Source organism: Yersinia hibernica, assembly GCF_004124235.1.
Classification (GTDB): Bacteria; Pseudomonadota; Gammaproteobacteria; order Enterobacterales; family Enterobacteriaceae; genus Yersinia; species Yersinia hibernica.
The window spans coordinates 1,078,322-1,092,890 of the sequence record NZ_CP032487.1 but is presented as its reverse complement, the minus strand read 5'-3'; the positions used below and the strand labels follow the sequence as shown (position 1 = coordinate 1,092,890).

Below are 14,569 nucleotides of genomic sequence, written 5' to 3'. Positions count from 1 at the left end.
CCTCGCTGTATTTATTGACCACTATACCCTTTGTACTTGGAGCCGCAGGGTTGTTAGCTATGCGTCCTAATCCGAGTCACTTACCTGTAGTCAATCTTACTTATTGATAAGTTATCGGAATTCATCCGCTGGCTGCCGACTGACAACACCTAGTTCTTGGGTATATCTGGATGACTGCTGGCGTATTTGACTATGCTCGGTTTACTCACACGACGATTAGAGCGCGCAGGAGTCCAATCCAGAGCGCCAATACGCACCAGATAAACCAAACCAGCCAAGAGCACCAAAATGAAAATGGTTGCTTCGATAAAGCCTACCCAGCCGCTCTCACGAATAGAGATTGACCACGCATACAGGTACAGGGCTTCAACATCGAAAATCACGAAGAACATGGCGACCAGATAAAACTTAGCAGACAGGCGCATGCGCGCCGAGCCTACTGAATCAATACCTGACTCATAAGGGACGTTTTTGGCGCGGGCCCGAGCTCTCCCACCCAGGAAGAACGCGCCTAGCAGCATCAAACCGCACAGCCCGACTGCGCCGATCAGGAATACAGCGAACGCCCAATGATGAGCGATAACTTCAGTGGTTGTTGACATACTCATTGCTTACTCATCAAAAGTGGCGTCGGACATCCTGCTCTTGTGTTGGCAGTTAGTGCACCACATCGATTCAAAGGGAAGGATAAAAACCACACAAAACACACTGTTTTAACAACTGTTTAGCCAGTGTTTTACTGTGGGCTTTTTACTCCTTTCAGTAACCTTTTGTCAACTTTGACAAAAGTAACTACAGATTAATTTACAAACGCACGATCTTACTTAACATTTGGTGCGAAGCTGTAAGCTAAATCGAGTCAGTAATTTGTTAAGTCAGAACATACACATATAAACCAACATGAATAGTTCCTACTCACTATACCATTGTCTCAGGAATAACCGGTTCTTCCACTCACTAGCTAGGGGTATTTTTTTGATCCAGAACACGTTTTGAGTGTTATTTCATAAATATTCAACACGAAAAGTTGCACTTTATTATTTATAAATAATGAAACATCGTTTTAATAAAAAATAAATAACGCATATTGGATTGTTATATTAACCACAATATCAATCAGGTTTATTGTCTACTATCTACTCGCGATAAGCACCTATAAATAAAATAAAACGGCGTTTTTTCCCTTAAATTAAATGAACTAGATAAAACGGGTTTTTACCCAAAATAGAAATAAAAAAAGCCCCTTAAATTAGGGGCTTATCATGATTTTGGCGAGTAAATACTTAACTTTGATTGTCTACCAAACAATCAGAATCTAGCATTAAATCCGCGCCGGATTGCAAACCATGTTGATGGCCTGTTTGCATAGCATCAAAAATGGCCAAGGCCAATTCATTGCCACACTCACTGTCTTTGCATAATGAATAATGAGTTTCTGGCAGGCGGGGTAGCCCTTCAGTTTCACCCAACACCCGTAAATCAGGGCTCATCATCTCTATCGGCCTGGCAGTAATCCCCAGCCCTGCTCTCACTGCCGCTCGAATGGCAGAAAGCGAAGAGGCGACATAGGCGATGCGCCATGCTATCCCGGCTCTGGTCAGATGTTCTATTGCCATATCTCGGAATGGGCTTGGCTCATCCATAACAACTAATGGTACTGATTCGCCGGGCTGAAACTGATAATCGGCGGCACAATACCAAAGTGTCGGTGATGTTCTTAAAATCACATGAGGATGAGTGTCGACCTTGGCAGTCGTAATTGCCAGATCCACTTCGCCATGACTCAACATGTCAGCAATGAATGGGCTACGTTTTACCCGCACATCGATGGCAAGCCGAGGATATAGTGTTGCCACTCGACTTAGCAAGAAAGGCAGCAGCGTATCGGCAGTATCATCAGATGCGCCGATAATTAGTGACCCTTCTACATTGCTATACATCAGTGACGTACAAGCCTCATCGTTGAAACGCAAAATTTTTCTGGCATAGCCAAGTAACTGGAGACCATGTTCAGTCAATAATTTGTTACGCCCGTGACGAGCAAATAACTCTTTACCAACTAACTGTTCTAACCGTTGCATTTGTTGGCTAACTGCTGACTGTGTTCGACAAACCGCTGCCGCAGCAGAGGCAAAAGTATTTAAATCAGCAACAGCTACAAAGGTTCTAAGCAGATCGAGGTCGAGATTAATTATCGGACGATTTGCATTTGTCATAGTGTATTCTTCACTTTTTTGAATTCTAATTACAAACTACCCTGGTGTTTATGTATTAGCGCCATCAATAAGGGACAACGCTAAGTATGACAGTACCCCACTCATTCGAGTAGGGCAAAAAATTTACTTATATTTCGTTACCGCTATCTCTTTTTAAAAAACTATTGGCTGGATTTTGTATTCGTTTATAAGAAAGGTCTTAAAAAACAGCTAAATCTTCGATAAATGAAGATTTTTTGCTTTAAAAAACCTGATTTTTTGTGAAGTTTATATGACAATTCAGCCCTATTTTAATTAAGTCATTAGAGCTAACCCACCAATAAATATTAAAAAACATCAATGTATCTTTGTGTGTTTTTTTTATTGAATTGAGCAAATTCAACTATTAAGATTTGATAACCAATGAAATTTCGTGGAGATAACATTAATCATTCTTAATAGTTTTCCTATTTACAATTAAGCATTTTTTTGTGTTTTAAAATATGTATGATGATATAAACTGTTGAATTGAGATTCTTATAGCAGCAGCACCACATATAATGGGGAGCGAATACTGTTTTGCCGTAAGTTCTTCATGTAACCAAAAATTAACCTTATCTTGGCGAAAACACTTTTTTTGTTAACGATTGTGAATCGCAAAATCTGCCAGCAGAAAACTTCAGACAAACTCATCAATCACCCATCACCTTGTGGTGTTTGACAGCAAAAACATCGGCAATGTCACCCACACTTTTCACTTAGCAGTCATTTGCACTAAAGATGTGCATAGAACTTCAAAAATCTGCGGCGTCGGAGTACATTGGAGACCTTGCAGTGTTCCACACTGAGGACACGCTTTTACCAGTAAAAGGCTCAATTTTTTATGTCCCCCATTGAGAAATCCAGCAAACTGGACAACGTTTGTTACGACATTCGTGGCCCAGTGCTAAAAGAAGCTAAGCGTCTTGAAGAAGAAGGTAACAAGGTTCTGAAACTGAATATTGGCAACCCTGCCCCATTTGGTTTTGATGCACCGGATGAAATTCTGGTGGATGTGATCCGTAATTTGCCGACGGCCCAGGGCTATTGCGACTCCAAAGGCCTATTTTCGGCGCGCAAAGCCATTATGCAGCACTATCAGGCCCGTGAGATGCGCGAGCTGACGGTAGAGGATATCTACATTGGCAACGGTGTTTCTGAGCTTATCGTGCAGTCCATGCAAGCATTGCTAAACCTTGGTGATGAAATGCTGGTACCCGCCCCCGACTACCCGTTATGGACAGCGGCAGTGTCGCTTTCAAGCGGTAAAGCCGTGCATTATATGTGCGATGAAGAATCAGGTTGGTTCCCTGATTTGGATGATATTCGCAGTAAAATCACCCCACGGACTCGCGGGATAGTGATTATCAACCCAAATAACCCGACTGGCGCAGTATACAGCAAAGAGCTGCTGCTGGAGATTGTCGAAATCGCCCGTCAGAATGACCTGATTATTTTCGCTGATGAAATCTACGATAAGATTTTATATGACGAAGCCCAGCATTATTCTATTGCTGCTCTGGCCCCTGATTTGCTGACCGTGACATTCAATGGACTATCCAAGACCTACCGCGTGGCCGGTTTCCGCCAGGGCTGGATGGTACTGAATGGGCCGAAGAAGCATGCCAAAGGATATATTGAAGGTTTGGAAATGCTGGCATCCATGCGCTTGTGCGCCAACGTGCCAATGCAGCACGCGATTCAAACCGCATTGGGTGGCTATCAGAGCATCAGCGAGTTTATCCAGCCGGGTGGCCGTTTATATGAGCAACGCGACCGCGCCTGGGAGCTAATCAATCAGATTCCCGGTGTTTCCTGTGTGAAACCTCAGGGCGCGTTATATATGTTCCCGCGCATTGATGCCAAGAAATTTAATCTGCATGATGACCAGAAGATGGTGCTGGACTTACTGTTGCAGGAAAAAGTGTTATTGGTGCAAGGCAGTGCTTTCAACTGGCCGTATCCGGATCATGTGCGGATTGTGACATTGCCGCGTGTGGATGAATTAGAGATGGCGGTTAGGAAGTTGGGGCGTTTCTTAGAGACATACCACCAGTAAGTTTTTATTGGCGTGGGTCGTGAGATCAACCGCAACTTAATCCCCGTCACCTCAACCGCCAAAGGGGTCACAAGCGCGTGACCCTTGGTGGGATCCTCGTGCTTGCACATGCAGCGCTAGCCCACTTCGTGGGTGGCCCTCACTCATTGTTTCGGCTGCTCAAATGTGCTTTTAATTGCAAACCCTGAAACCAGGGTTTTGACCTTAAGCGCAATCGAACGACTCTGATAAACTACCCCAGACCTGCATTTGAATAGATAAAGAGAGAAAACTATGAGTCACTTCTTCGCCCACCTATCCCGCTTGAAACTCATCAACCGCTGGCCGCTAATGCGCAATGTCCGCACCGAGAATGTTTCTGAGCACAGTTTGCAGGTGGCATTTGTCGCTCATGCATTGGCAATCATCAAAAACCGGAAATTTAATGGCAATCTTAATGCCGACCGTATTGCGCTGCTGGCGATGTATCACGATGCCAGTGAAGTCATAACTGGGGATTTACCCACCCCTATCAAATATTACAATCCGCAAATTGCTCATGAATACAAAAAGATAGAAAAAGTTGCTCAACAGAAACTGATCGAAATGCTGCCAAAAGAATTGCAACATGATTTTCGTTGTCTATTAGATGAGCATTATTTCAGTGAAGAAGAAAAAGCACTGGTTAAACAAGCAGATGCCTTGTGTGCTTATCTAAAATGTTTGGAAGAATTATCCGCAGGCAATAATGAGTTCATTCAAGCCAAAGCGCGGCTGGAGAAAACCCTCGCCATACGCCAAAGCCCGGAAATGGATTACTTCATTGAAGTGTTTGTGCCAAGCTTCAGTCTGTCGCTGGACGAAATCAGTCTTGATTCACTGGACTGAGGTTTATCGCGGGGCGACTGTACCAGTCGGTGCTCTAACGGCTTACACCATGACGGCCCATTCAGTACAGTCCCAAAAATAAATATTATCAGTAAGTTATATACTCTAAATGACTAGAGTTTGAAATATGACCTATAACATGAGGTACTAACAAGCCTTATAATTCTGTTGAATGTGATGCAGTTTCAGAGCTGTGACTGGATCCATAATACTGCTGTAGGCGGCGAGATTACTTTTCACACTCCAATGTTTATTGGACCAGTAATTCTGACAAGCAATCTTTTTATTTTGGACAAGAAACTCTGTAGCTGTTATCGCATGTACATACTCCACTTGCATAAAGCTCAATACCGCGATGCAATACGTTGAAAATAATGGAGTTTTCATAACACCCCTTCTCGTTGAGTTATTTAAATACGTAAGAAAAATTCAATTGGTTTCAATTGAATATGGGCATAATTTCATACACTGTTTAAACCATCACAACGAATTAATGGAAACGAAGGATATTTGATGAAAAATAATTAATATGGCGGGGTCAATAAACAATTTTCACCCAACAGATATAAAGCGCTTGTGAATTATTCCCAGCCAGCAACTCTGATGAATATAAGTTACTGGCCATGGTGTTACGCCAGAGCAAAAAATTATCAGAATGGGAACAACAGCGGCACCACCATCACACTCACTATCATCACCAATACCGTGAACGGCACCCCTATTCGGATAAAATCACCGAACTTATAACCGCCGGGGCCTAATACTAGTGTATTCACCGGGGATGAAACCGGTGTCATAAAGGCCGCAGAGGCGGCAATACCAATAATCATCGCAAATGGATATGGAGAGAGCGACATCTCGCGAGCGGCGGCAATCGCAATCGGTGCCATCAACACCGCCGTTGCCGTATTTGAGATAAACAGCCCGATGGCGGCGCACAGCACAAATAAGCACAATAACATCACCCTTGGCCCCATGTCTCCCGCCACGTCCATCAGCCCGCGCACAATCAAATCAACCCCACCGGTTTTTTGCAGTGCTTGTGCAAAAGGCATCATCCCGATAATCAGAATCAAGCTCGGCCAATGAATTGAGCGATAGGCACTTTCCATATCAATACATCGGAACTGCCCCATCAATAAGCAGGCCACCAGCGCCGCAATCACATTTGGCACTTCGTCAGTTAACATCATCGCCACCATCAGCGCTAGGCAGAACAGGGCGTGAGGCGCTTGTGAGATAGCGGGCGCCACTTCATCAACTTCAGCAGGCAGGTTTAGGACGATAAAATCACGTGTTTTTTGCTGCAACTGGCGGATCAATTTCCAGTCACCGATCACCAATAAAATATCGCCAAACTGTAAATTGTCATCGACCAATTTACCTTCCAGTACCTTACCATTGCGGCGGATACCCACCACATTCAAGCCATAGCGGCTACGGAAAGTCACTTCACGCAAACTTTTACCGATCAGGGCGGAGTCAGGAATAAGAGAAACTTCAGCCATGCCAACATTACGCGCTTGTTCAGAGAAATATTCACCGCGCAGCACCATCGGCTCTAACATCTGCTCGGCGCAAAACTGGCGCAAATCGATGTCGCAATCGGACATATCAATCAGCAAAACATCATTTTCGCGTAGTTCAGAAGACCCGGTCGCACTCACCATCACTCGGCGAAAACGTTTCCAGCGTTCAATCCCAACCACATTGGCACCATAGCGGGCGCGCAGGTGCAACTCATCAAGAGAGCGGCCAATCAAAGGGGAATCGTGGCGAATCGCCAAACGGCGGGCGCGGCCCGTAAGTTTATAATCACGGATGAGATCACGGAAGGTGCGGCGCTTCCATTGCTGCTCTTTTTCCGTACTTTCCTGTTTCCCTCCTAACCAATGGCGGGCAACTAGCATGTAGCCGACCCCCATCAGCAAAATGATAAGGCCAATCGGCGTAACCCCAAAGAAGCCGAAACCTTTAATACCTTCGCGCAGCAACTCACTGTTCACCACCATGTTTGGCGGCGTCGCAACCAGTGTCATCATGCCACTGATAAGCCCGGCAAAACTCAGCGGCATCATTAATCGCCCCGGGGAAATCTTCATGCGGCTGGCGACACTTAAAACCACCGGGATAAAAATCGCCACCACGCCGGTCGAGCTCATAAAAGCCCCCAGCCCCGCCACGGTCACCATCAGCAGCGCCAGCATTTTGGTTTCACTGTGGCCGGCCACTTTAACCAGCCAGTCACCGACCTGATAGGCCACGCCGGTTCTGACTAACCCTTCACCAATCACAAACAGTGCCGCGATCAATATCACATTAGGGTCACTGAATCCGCTGGTCGCCTCCCCTAATGACAATGTGCCGCTCATTACAAAGGCAATAATCACCAATAGTGCCACGACATCCATTCGCAGTTTATTGGTGGTAAACAGCACAATAGCTATCAGAAGTAGCGTCAACACCCACAATAGTTCGCTGTTCAAAATGGCCTCATTGGCAAAAGGTGAAAGAGAATATCCGGCTCTGGTAGTAAAACATCAAATTAACGCGACACCGCTGTTTGAGATCAATAATGACTGTAAATTTATGCGGTTACCATCCCACAACAGCATTAATTTTGTATTTTTTTTGAAAAATAGTTCGCCAAGTTAGCGATAAAGTATTTGCCACCTAAAAGAATCTGCATGAAATATTCTGATATTCAATAGGATTTAACCGCCTGACTATACTAATAATACTGAATCGCAGGCCGTCGTGGGTGCTACCTGGGCTGGAGTACTGAATGGGCAATATCACTGATTATCCGATTGTACTTTCTCTATTGTCATTTGCTCTGCTGTCTGGGGCGGCTTACGTCGGCCAGGCTTTTTTCCGACGAGGGCGGGATCTGGATGATAATATTCGTGAGAATTTTACCGTTATTCAAGGGGCTACACTCACCTTACTCGGCCTGATTATTGGTTTTAGTTTTTCGATGGCCATCAGCCGCTATGACTTGCGGAAAAACTATGAAGAGGCAGAGGCCAATGCTATTGGAACTGAATATCTGCGCGTTGATTACTTGCCTGAGAGAGCCAGAACGGTAACCAAAGCATTATTGGTGCAATATTTTGATCAACGGATACTTTTTTATACCACCCGTAATGAAGCCCATCTGGCACAGATAAATAATAAAACCAATCAGCTGGAGAATGCATTGTGGGGCGAATTGCTAGCGCCTGTCAGTCAACATCCTGATCCGGTTATGGCGTTGGTGGTATCTGGGATGAATGATGTTTTGAATTCCGCAGGTTACACTCAAGCAGCATGGTGGAATCGGATCCCGAATGCCGCCTGGTTACTGATGCTGATTATCGCGGTTTGCAGTTGTACCTTGGTTGGCTATGGCTCTAAGCAAGGCAAAAGTGGCAAGATTATGACCTTAATATTGCCGCTAGTGATTTCATTCTCTTTTATGCTCATCTCCGATATTGATAGCCCGCGCGGAGGGATTATTCGGGTAAAACCGCAAAACCTTCATAGCCTAGCAGACACTCTGCCTCCCCTCCCCACACCATCACTGTCTTCTTTGCCCTAAAAAGCCAAAAAGCGCCATTAGGCGCTCTCGATAACATGCTCAGCCAACAGGATTAGTCGATAAAGCGCACCCGCGCACCATTCGCTGTCTTTTCAACTGCAAGCTGCTCAAGTGAACTGAGGACTAAATCGACTTGATCCAGCTTGGGGGTATCAGCTGGCGCATTGACCGCAATCACTTGGCAGCCCGCCGCCAGCCCTGACAAAATGCCCGCGGGGGCATCTTCCACCACGATGCAATCTGCCGGAGTCAGCCCCAAACGTTCAGCACCGAGCAAGTAAGCATCCGGCATTGGTTTGCCATGTTTCACCTGCTCGGCAGTCACGAACACTTTAGGTTCTGGCAAATCACCGGCAGCACGACGAGCAAAGGCCACCGGTACTGACCCTGAAGTTACAATCGCCCACGGAATAGACAGTTTGTTAAGCCGCTCCAGCAATGATACCGCTCCCGGCAATGCTGTCACGCCATCAGTGTCATTGGCTTCAATGTGCTCTAATGCCAGAAATTCTGCTTGAAGTTCAGCATCACTTGCTCCTGGCATAAAGTGGCGAAGAGAGGTAATTGCTTGTTTGCCATGGATAAATTCCAACACTTCGGCGGGATCTATGCCGCGACCCTGCGCCCAGCCAATCCAGGCTCTTTCCACCGCCGGTAATGAATCAACCAAAGTCCCATCCAAATCAAAAAGAAAACCTTTACACTCCACAAGCACATCCTCGTCAGTAAAACTATGTCGCAGTCATTATGCGCTACAGTGATGAATAACTTCAGGCATTGATAATTTGCGAGATCTCAACAGCACTTAAATGATACTGGCGTGGGCATGATTGCCAGATAGCCAGCATACGTTGGTATTTATCCCACATTGGGGTTTGGGAATTAAAACCGTGGGTTCCTGAATCAAAATGAGTATAGCGGCCCTCGGTATTGACCATAAAGCGCACATAACTCAGGTAACGGGATTCAGTGGCCGCATCAAAACCGAGGAACGCAATACGGCGCTCATCCAAATCTTGCTGGTCTTTTAAGTTCCCCCAAGAGACTTGCAGCGCGTGGTGCATCTCCATGATATTAATGATAGTACGGCAAGTATCTTCGCTCATTTCACCAAAATCACGGTCCAGCTCACGCATCTGCAAACCAAAGCCGCGTTCGACAATCGTTTGCTGCCGGCGATAACGCTCGGCGTTCTCTGGATCCAGCATGGTCATCATTTTGTACTGATTCGACAGAATCAGCCGTTGGGCGTTTGTCATATCCATCACTAAACTCCTAAGACATAAATAATGAGGAAATCATCGCACACAGAGTCGGGTCATACTTTGATTTGACAGGGGATTTTGCACTGCTGTGTTTCAGATGCACAAAAAGCCCCGACGGCCAATAAAGCCCCGGTATCTATTGCCCGGCAATCGCCACGCTAGGCACCATACAAGTGGTAACTCGTCACAGGCACTACAAATCATCAAGAAATGTTTTATCCAACTGCTTGAAGGCACGTTTCAGCACATCCGCCAAAGATTGGTAAGTCGGCGTTTGTTCAATGGGGGCGATAGCTTGCCCGGCTTCAGCCAGTTTGTTTCGTACCTCATGGAACCACTGTAATAAAGTGGGCGGTAACGGCGTGATAGCACGTTTACCTAACCACCATAACCCTTGCAACGGCAAACCGCAGGCGAACAACGCAGTGGCAATTGCCGGCCCTAACTGCCCACCCAGTGCTATCTGCCAGGTCAGGGTAAAGATGGCCAGCGGCGGCATAAAGCGGATACCAAAACGGGTGGCTGTCACCACTCGATTCTCTGGAAACACTGGTGCCAGGCGTTTGTCAGCGGGCCAGGTCTTCATATAGTGTTGACCCAGCTTCAGTACCTGAAACCAACTTACGGTATCAGAGGGTTTTGTTGTCATGGCTCACCTCAACTTCACAAGCAAAGATTAAAATTTTTTTTGCAATCCACAAACTAAAAATTAGTCTGTTAAATATATTTTGTTTTTAGGCGGCGCTATCGGTATCCTAGTTCGGCCTTTTGGCCGCTAGAAGATGACGCTAAATATGTCAACTTTTCGCAGCATTTAAATCAATTTTGTTAAATCGCACAGGTTTTCATCACCAGGCATTAACGTTTTATCAGCGATTTTTTCATCATCATGCCTTTTTCGCTATCGCATGATGTTAATCATTAATGTCGACGCCAATATGCGCTACGCTTTTGGACAGATTGACGTTTTATTAACCACGTGTTTTTTGCTGTTTTGTCCGCTTGATGCATTATTAGCATCGGTTACATCAAAAACAAACATCGAACACGACTATAAATAGGTACTTCCATGTCGAGTAAGCTAGTACTGGTTCTTAACTGCGGTAGCTCTTCCCTAAAATTTGCTATCATCGACGCGACCAATGGTGAAGAACACCTCTCTGGTTTAGCCGAATGTTTCCACCTGCCGGAAGCCCGCATCAAATGGAAAATTGATGGCGGCAAACAGGAAGCAGCATTGGGTGCTGGTGCAGCACACAGCGAAGCACTGAATTTCATTGTTAATACTATTCTGGCACAAAAACCAGAGCTTTCCGCTCAGCTGACCGCTATCGGCCACCGTATTGTTCATGGTGGCGAGAAATTTACTGCATCAGCTATCGTTACCGACGAAGTTATTCAGGGTATCAAAGATTCCATCCCGTTTGCACCACTGCATAACCCAGCACACCTGATCGGTATCGCTGAAGCATTGAAATCCTTCCCGAATCTGGCTGATAAAAATGTTGCCGTTTTTGATACTGCCTTCCATCAGACCATGCCGGAAGAGTCTTATCTCTATGCCCTGCCGTACCGTTTATACCAAGAAAACGGTATCCGTCGCTATGGCGCACACGGCACCAGCCACTTCTATGTCAGTCAGGAAGCAGCAAAAACCCTGAACAAACCACTGGAAGAACTGAACGTCATCACTTGTCACTTAGGCAATGGCGGCTCAGTGACTGCGGTTCGTAACGGTAAATGTGTGGATACTTCTATGGGCCTGACGCCACTGGAAGGTCTGGTCATGGGAACTCGTAGTGGTGATATCGACCCGGCCATCATTTTCCATCTGTATGATGCGATGGGCATGAGCATGGAACAGATAAGCAAACTGTTAACCAAAGAATCTGGCCTGCTGGGCCTGACTGAAGTCACCAGTGATTGCCGCTATGTTGAAGATAATTATGAAACCAAAGCAGATGCGCGCCGCGCTATGGATGTATTCTGCCACCGCTTGGCGAAATACATCGGTGCTTATACTGCGCTGATGGATGGTCGCCTGGATGCAGTGGTATTTACCGGCGGTATCGGTGAAAACGCCGCAATGGTGCGTGAACTGACGTTGGACAAACTGGGCCTGTTGGGCTTTGAAATTGACCATGAGCGTAACCTGGCAGCACGCTTTGGTAAGTCTGGCACCATCACCAAAGATGGCAGCCGCCTGGCTCTGGTCATCCCAACCAACGAAGAGTTGGTTATCGCGCAAGACGCCTCTCGTCTAACCGCGTAAGTATCCTTAACACCGTCAGCCAAGGCTGGCGGTGTTGCTTTTGACTAACGAGCAACCGTAAAGAGGTTTAGCCGTGTCCCGTACAATAATGTTGATCCCTACCGGCACCAGCGTTGGTTTAACCAGCGTCAGCTTGGGTGTCATCCGTTCCATGGAACAAAAAGGTGTGCGCCTGAGCGTATTCAAGCCAATCGCCCAGCCCCGCGCTGGTAACGATGCACCTGACCAAACCACCACCATCATTCGCGCGAACTCCAGCATCACTGCTGCTGAGCCACTGAATATGAATCATGTGGAAGCGTTGCTGAGTTCCAACCAGCAAGACGTGCTGATGGAAGAAATTGTTGCCCGCTACCACGAAAACACCAAAGATGCTGAAGTCGTGCTGGTGGAAGGTTTAGTGCCAACTCGCAAACATCAGTTTGCTAATGCCCTGAACTATGAAATCGCCAAAACTCTGAACGCCGAAATCGTGTTTGTCATTTCGCTGGGTAATGATTCACCGGACCAATTGAAAGAGCGTATCGAACTGGCACGTTCCAGCTTCGGTGGCAGCAAAAACAAAAATATCACCGGCGTTATCATTAATAAGCTGAATGCTCCGGTGGATGAACAAGGCCGCACCCGCCCTGACCTGTCTGAAATCTTTGATGATTCAACCAAGGCCAGTGTTGCTAAAATCGATCCAAAGCAGCTGTTTGCCAACAGCCCGTTGCCAGTTCTGGGCTGTGTGCCTTGGAGTTTCGAGCTGATCGCGACCCGTGCAATCGACATGTGCAAGCACTTGAATGCGCGCATTATTAACGAAGGTGACATCAAAACTCGCCGCGTTAAATCGGTGACTTTCTGCGCTCGCAGCATCCCACACATGCTGGAACACTTCCGCCCGGGTTCTCTGCTGGTTACCTCCGCAGACCGCCCTGATGTGTTAGTTTCTGCTTGCTTGGCGGCGATGAATGGCGTTGAAATCGGCGCTATCCTGCTGACTGGCGGCTACGCCATTGACGAGCCTATCAGACGTCTATGTGAACGTGCCTTCCAAACTGGCCTGCCAGTCTTTATGGTTGATACCAACACTTGGCAGACCTCTCTGAGCCTGCAAAGCTTCAACCTAGAAGTGCCAGCAGATGACCATGAACGTATTGAGAAGCTGCAAAACTACGTTGCCAGCCATATCAGCAGCGAATGGATTGATTCTCTGACTGCCACATCTGAGCGCTCACGTCGCCTGTCTCCACCAGCATTCCGTTATGAGCTGACTGAGTTGGCGCGTAAAGCGGGCAAACGTATCGTGCTGCCAGAAGGCGACGAGCCGCGTACCGTGAAAGCAGCCTCTATCTGTGCTGAACGCGGCATCGCAACTTGCGTGCTGTTAGGGAATCCAGAAGAGATTCAACGTGTTGCGGCGGCTCAAGGTGTTGAGCTGGGCAAAGGTGTTGAAATCATCGATCCAGTTGCTGTGCGCGAGCAGTATGTTCCGCGTCTGGTTGAACTGCGCAAAAGCAAAGGCATGACCGAAGTGGTGGCCCGCGAGCAATTGGAAGACAACGTGGTGCTCGGCACTCTGATGTTGGAGAAAGGCGAAGTCGACGGTCTGGTCTCTGGTGCCGTTCATACCACCGCGAATACAATCCGCCCACCATTACAGCTGATCAAAACGGCACCGGGCAGCTCATTGGTGTCTTCTGTGTTCTTCATGCTGCTGCCTGACCAGGTGCTGGTTTACGGTGACTGCGCGATTAACCCAGACCCAACGGCTGAGCAACTGTCCGAAATTGCTATCCAGTCTGCTGATTCTGCGGCGGCATTCGGTATTGAACCGCGTGTGGCGATGATTTCTTACTCCACCGGGAATTCTGGTGCGGGTAGTGATGTCGAAAAAGTTCGCGAAGCAACCCGCCTGGCACAGGAAAAACGCCCAGATCTGATCATCGATGGCCCGTTGCAGTATGATGCGGCAATCATGGCTGATGTGGCGCAATCCAAAGCGCCTAACTCACCAGTTGCAGGTAAAGCGACCGTGTTCATCTTCCCAGACTTGAACACCGGTAACACTACCTATAAAGCGGTGCAGCGCTCTGCCGACCTTATCTCTATCGGGCCGATGCTGCAAGGCATGCGCAAGCCGGTTAACGACTTGTCCCGTGGTGCGCTGGTTGACGATATTGTCTATACTGTCGCGCTGACCGCCATTCAATCAGCGCAAGCTGACGCCTCTTAATCTTCAGGTTAAGTTGCTAAGAATAAACGCCAGCTTCGTGCTGGCGTTTTTGTTTGGTTATCTCTTTGACT

General features: G+C 47.0%; 11 protein-coding genes. 5 read left to right on the top strand and 6 right to left on the bottom strand.

Annotated features, from left to right (window positions below):
- Positions 1 to 149: 149 nt before the first annotated feature.
- Both nuoA and rovM read right to left on the bottom strand, forming a co-directional pair.
- Complete coding sequence (gene nuoA / locus D5F51_RS05195) at positions 150 to 608, bottom strand: NADH-quinone oxidoreductase subunit NuoA (RefSeq protein WP_025378927.1); 459 nt, start codon at positions 606 to 608, stop codon at positions 150 to 152.
- Positions 609 to 1,283: 675 nt separating this feature from the next.
- Positions 1,284 to 2,216: a virulence transcriptional regulator RovM gene (rovM, locus tag D5F51_RS05190; RefSeq protein WP_129195796.1), complete on the bottom strand. Its 933-nt coding sequence runs from the start codon at positions 2,214 to 2,216 to the stop codon at positions 1,284 to 1,286.
- Positions 2,217 to 3,078: 862 nt separating this feature from the next.
- On the opposite strand from rovM, the gene D5F51_RS05185 reads away from it, so the two are divergent.
- Both D5F51_RS05185 and yfbR read left to right on the top strand, forming a co-directional pair.
- Positions 3,079 to 4,293, top strand: coding sequence for a pyridoxal phosphate-dependent aminotransferase (locus tag D5F51_RS05185; protein WP_129195795.1), 1,215 nt, complete (start codon positions 3,079 to 3,081; stop codon positions 4,291 to 4,293).
- 273 nt (positions 4,294 to 4,566) lie between these two features.
- The gene (yfbR, locus tag D5F51_RS05180; RefSeq protein WP_129195794.1) at positions 4,567 to 5,160 is read left to right on the top strand and encodes a 5'-deoxynucleotidase; all 594 of its coding nucleotides are present in this window, start codon (positions 4,567 to 4,569) and stop codon (positions 5,158 to 5,160) included.
- 650 nt (positions 5,161 to 5,810) lie between these two features.
- Here the strand turns inward: yfbR and D5F51_RS05175 are convergent.
- A complete protein-coding gene (locus D5F51_RS05175) occupies positions 5,811 to 7,646 on the bottom strand; it encodes an SLC13 family permease (protein WP_129195793.1) in 1,836 nt (611 codons plus the stop codon).
- A gap of 299 nt (positions 7,647 to 7,945) precedes the next feature.
- On the opposite strand from D5F51_RS05175, the gene D5F51_RS05170 reads away from it, so the two are divergent.
- Positions 7,946 to 8,740, top strand: a complete 795-nt coding sequence (locus tag D5F51_RS05170) for a bestrophin-like domain (protein WP_129195792.1) — start codon at positions 7,946 to 7,948, stop codon at positions 8,738 to 8,740.
- A gap of 52 nt (positions 8,741 to 8,792) precedes the next feature.
- Here D5F51_RS05170 and D5F51_RS05165 read toward each other — a convergent pair whose 3' ends face one another.
- The 3 genes from D5F51_RS05165 to yfbV all read right to left on the bottom strand — a co-directional run bounded on the left by D5F51_RS05165 (position 8,793) and on the right by yfbV (position 10,654).
- Positions 8,793 to 9,449: a sugar phosphatase gene (locus tag D5F51_RS05165; RefSeq protein WP_162301691.1), complete on the bottom strand. Its 657-nt coding sequence runs from the start codon at positions 9,447 to 9,449 to the stop codon at positions 8,793 to 8,795.
- 61 nt (positions 9,450 to 9,510) lie between these two features.
- Positions 9,511 to 10,005, bottom strand: coding sequence for a YfbU family protein (locus D5F51_RS05160; RefSeq protein WP_004391637.1), 495 nt, complete (start codon positions 10,003 to 10,005; stop codon positions 9,511 to 9,513).
- Between the two features lie 193 nt (positions 10,006 to 10,198).
- Entirely contained in the window at positions 10,199 to 10,654 is a 456-nt protein-coding gene (gene yfbV, locus D5F51_RS05155) for a terminus macrodomain insulation protein YfbV (RefSeq protein ID WP_025378936.1), read from the bottom strand.
- A 420-nt stretch (positions 10,655 to 11,074) separates the two neighbouring features.
- Here yfbV and ackA point away from each other — a divergent pair, with 420 nt between their 5' ends.
- Both ackA and pta read left to right on the top strand, forming a co-directional pair.
- On the top strand, positions 11,075 to 12,277 hold the full coding sequence (gene ackA, locus D5F51_RS05150; protein ID WP_025378937.1) for an acetate kinase: 1,203 nt from the start codon (positions 11,075 to 11,077) through the stop codon (positions 12,275 to 12,277).
- 88 nt (positions 12,278 to 12,365) lie between these two features.
- Positions 12,366 to 14,498 (top strand): phosphate acetyltransferase, encoded by a 2,133-nt coding sequence (gene pta / locus D5F51_RS05145; RefSeq protein ID WP_025378938.1) that lies wholly within the window; start codon positions 12,366 to 12,368, stop codon positions 14,496 to 14,498.
- Positions 14,499 to 14,569: the final 71 nt, after the last annotated feature.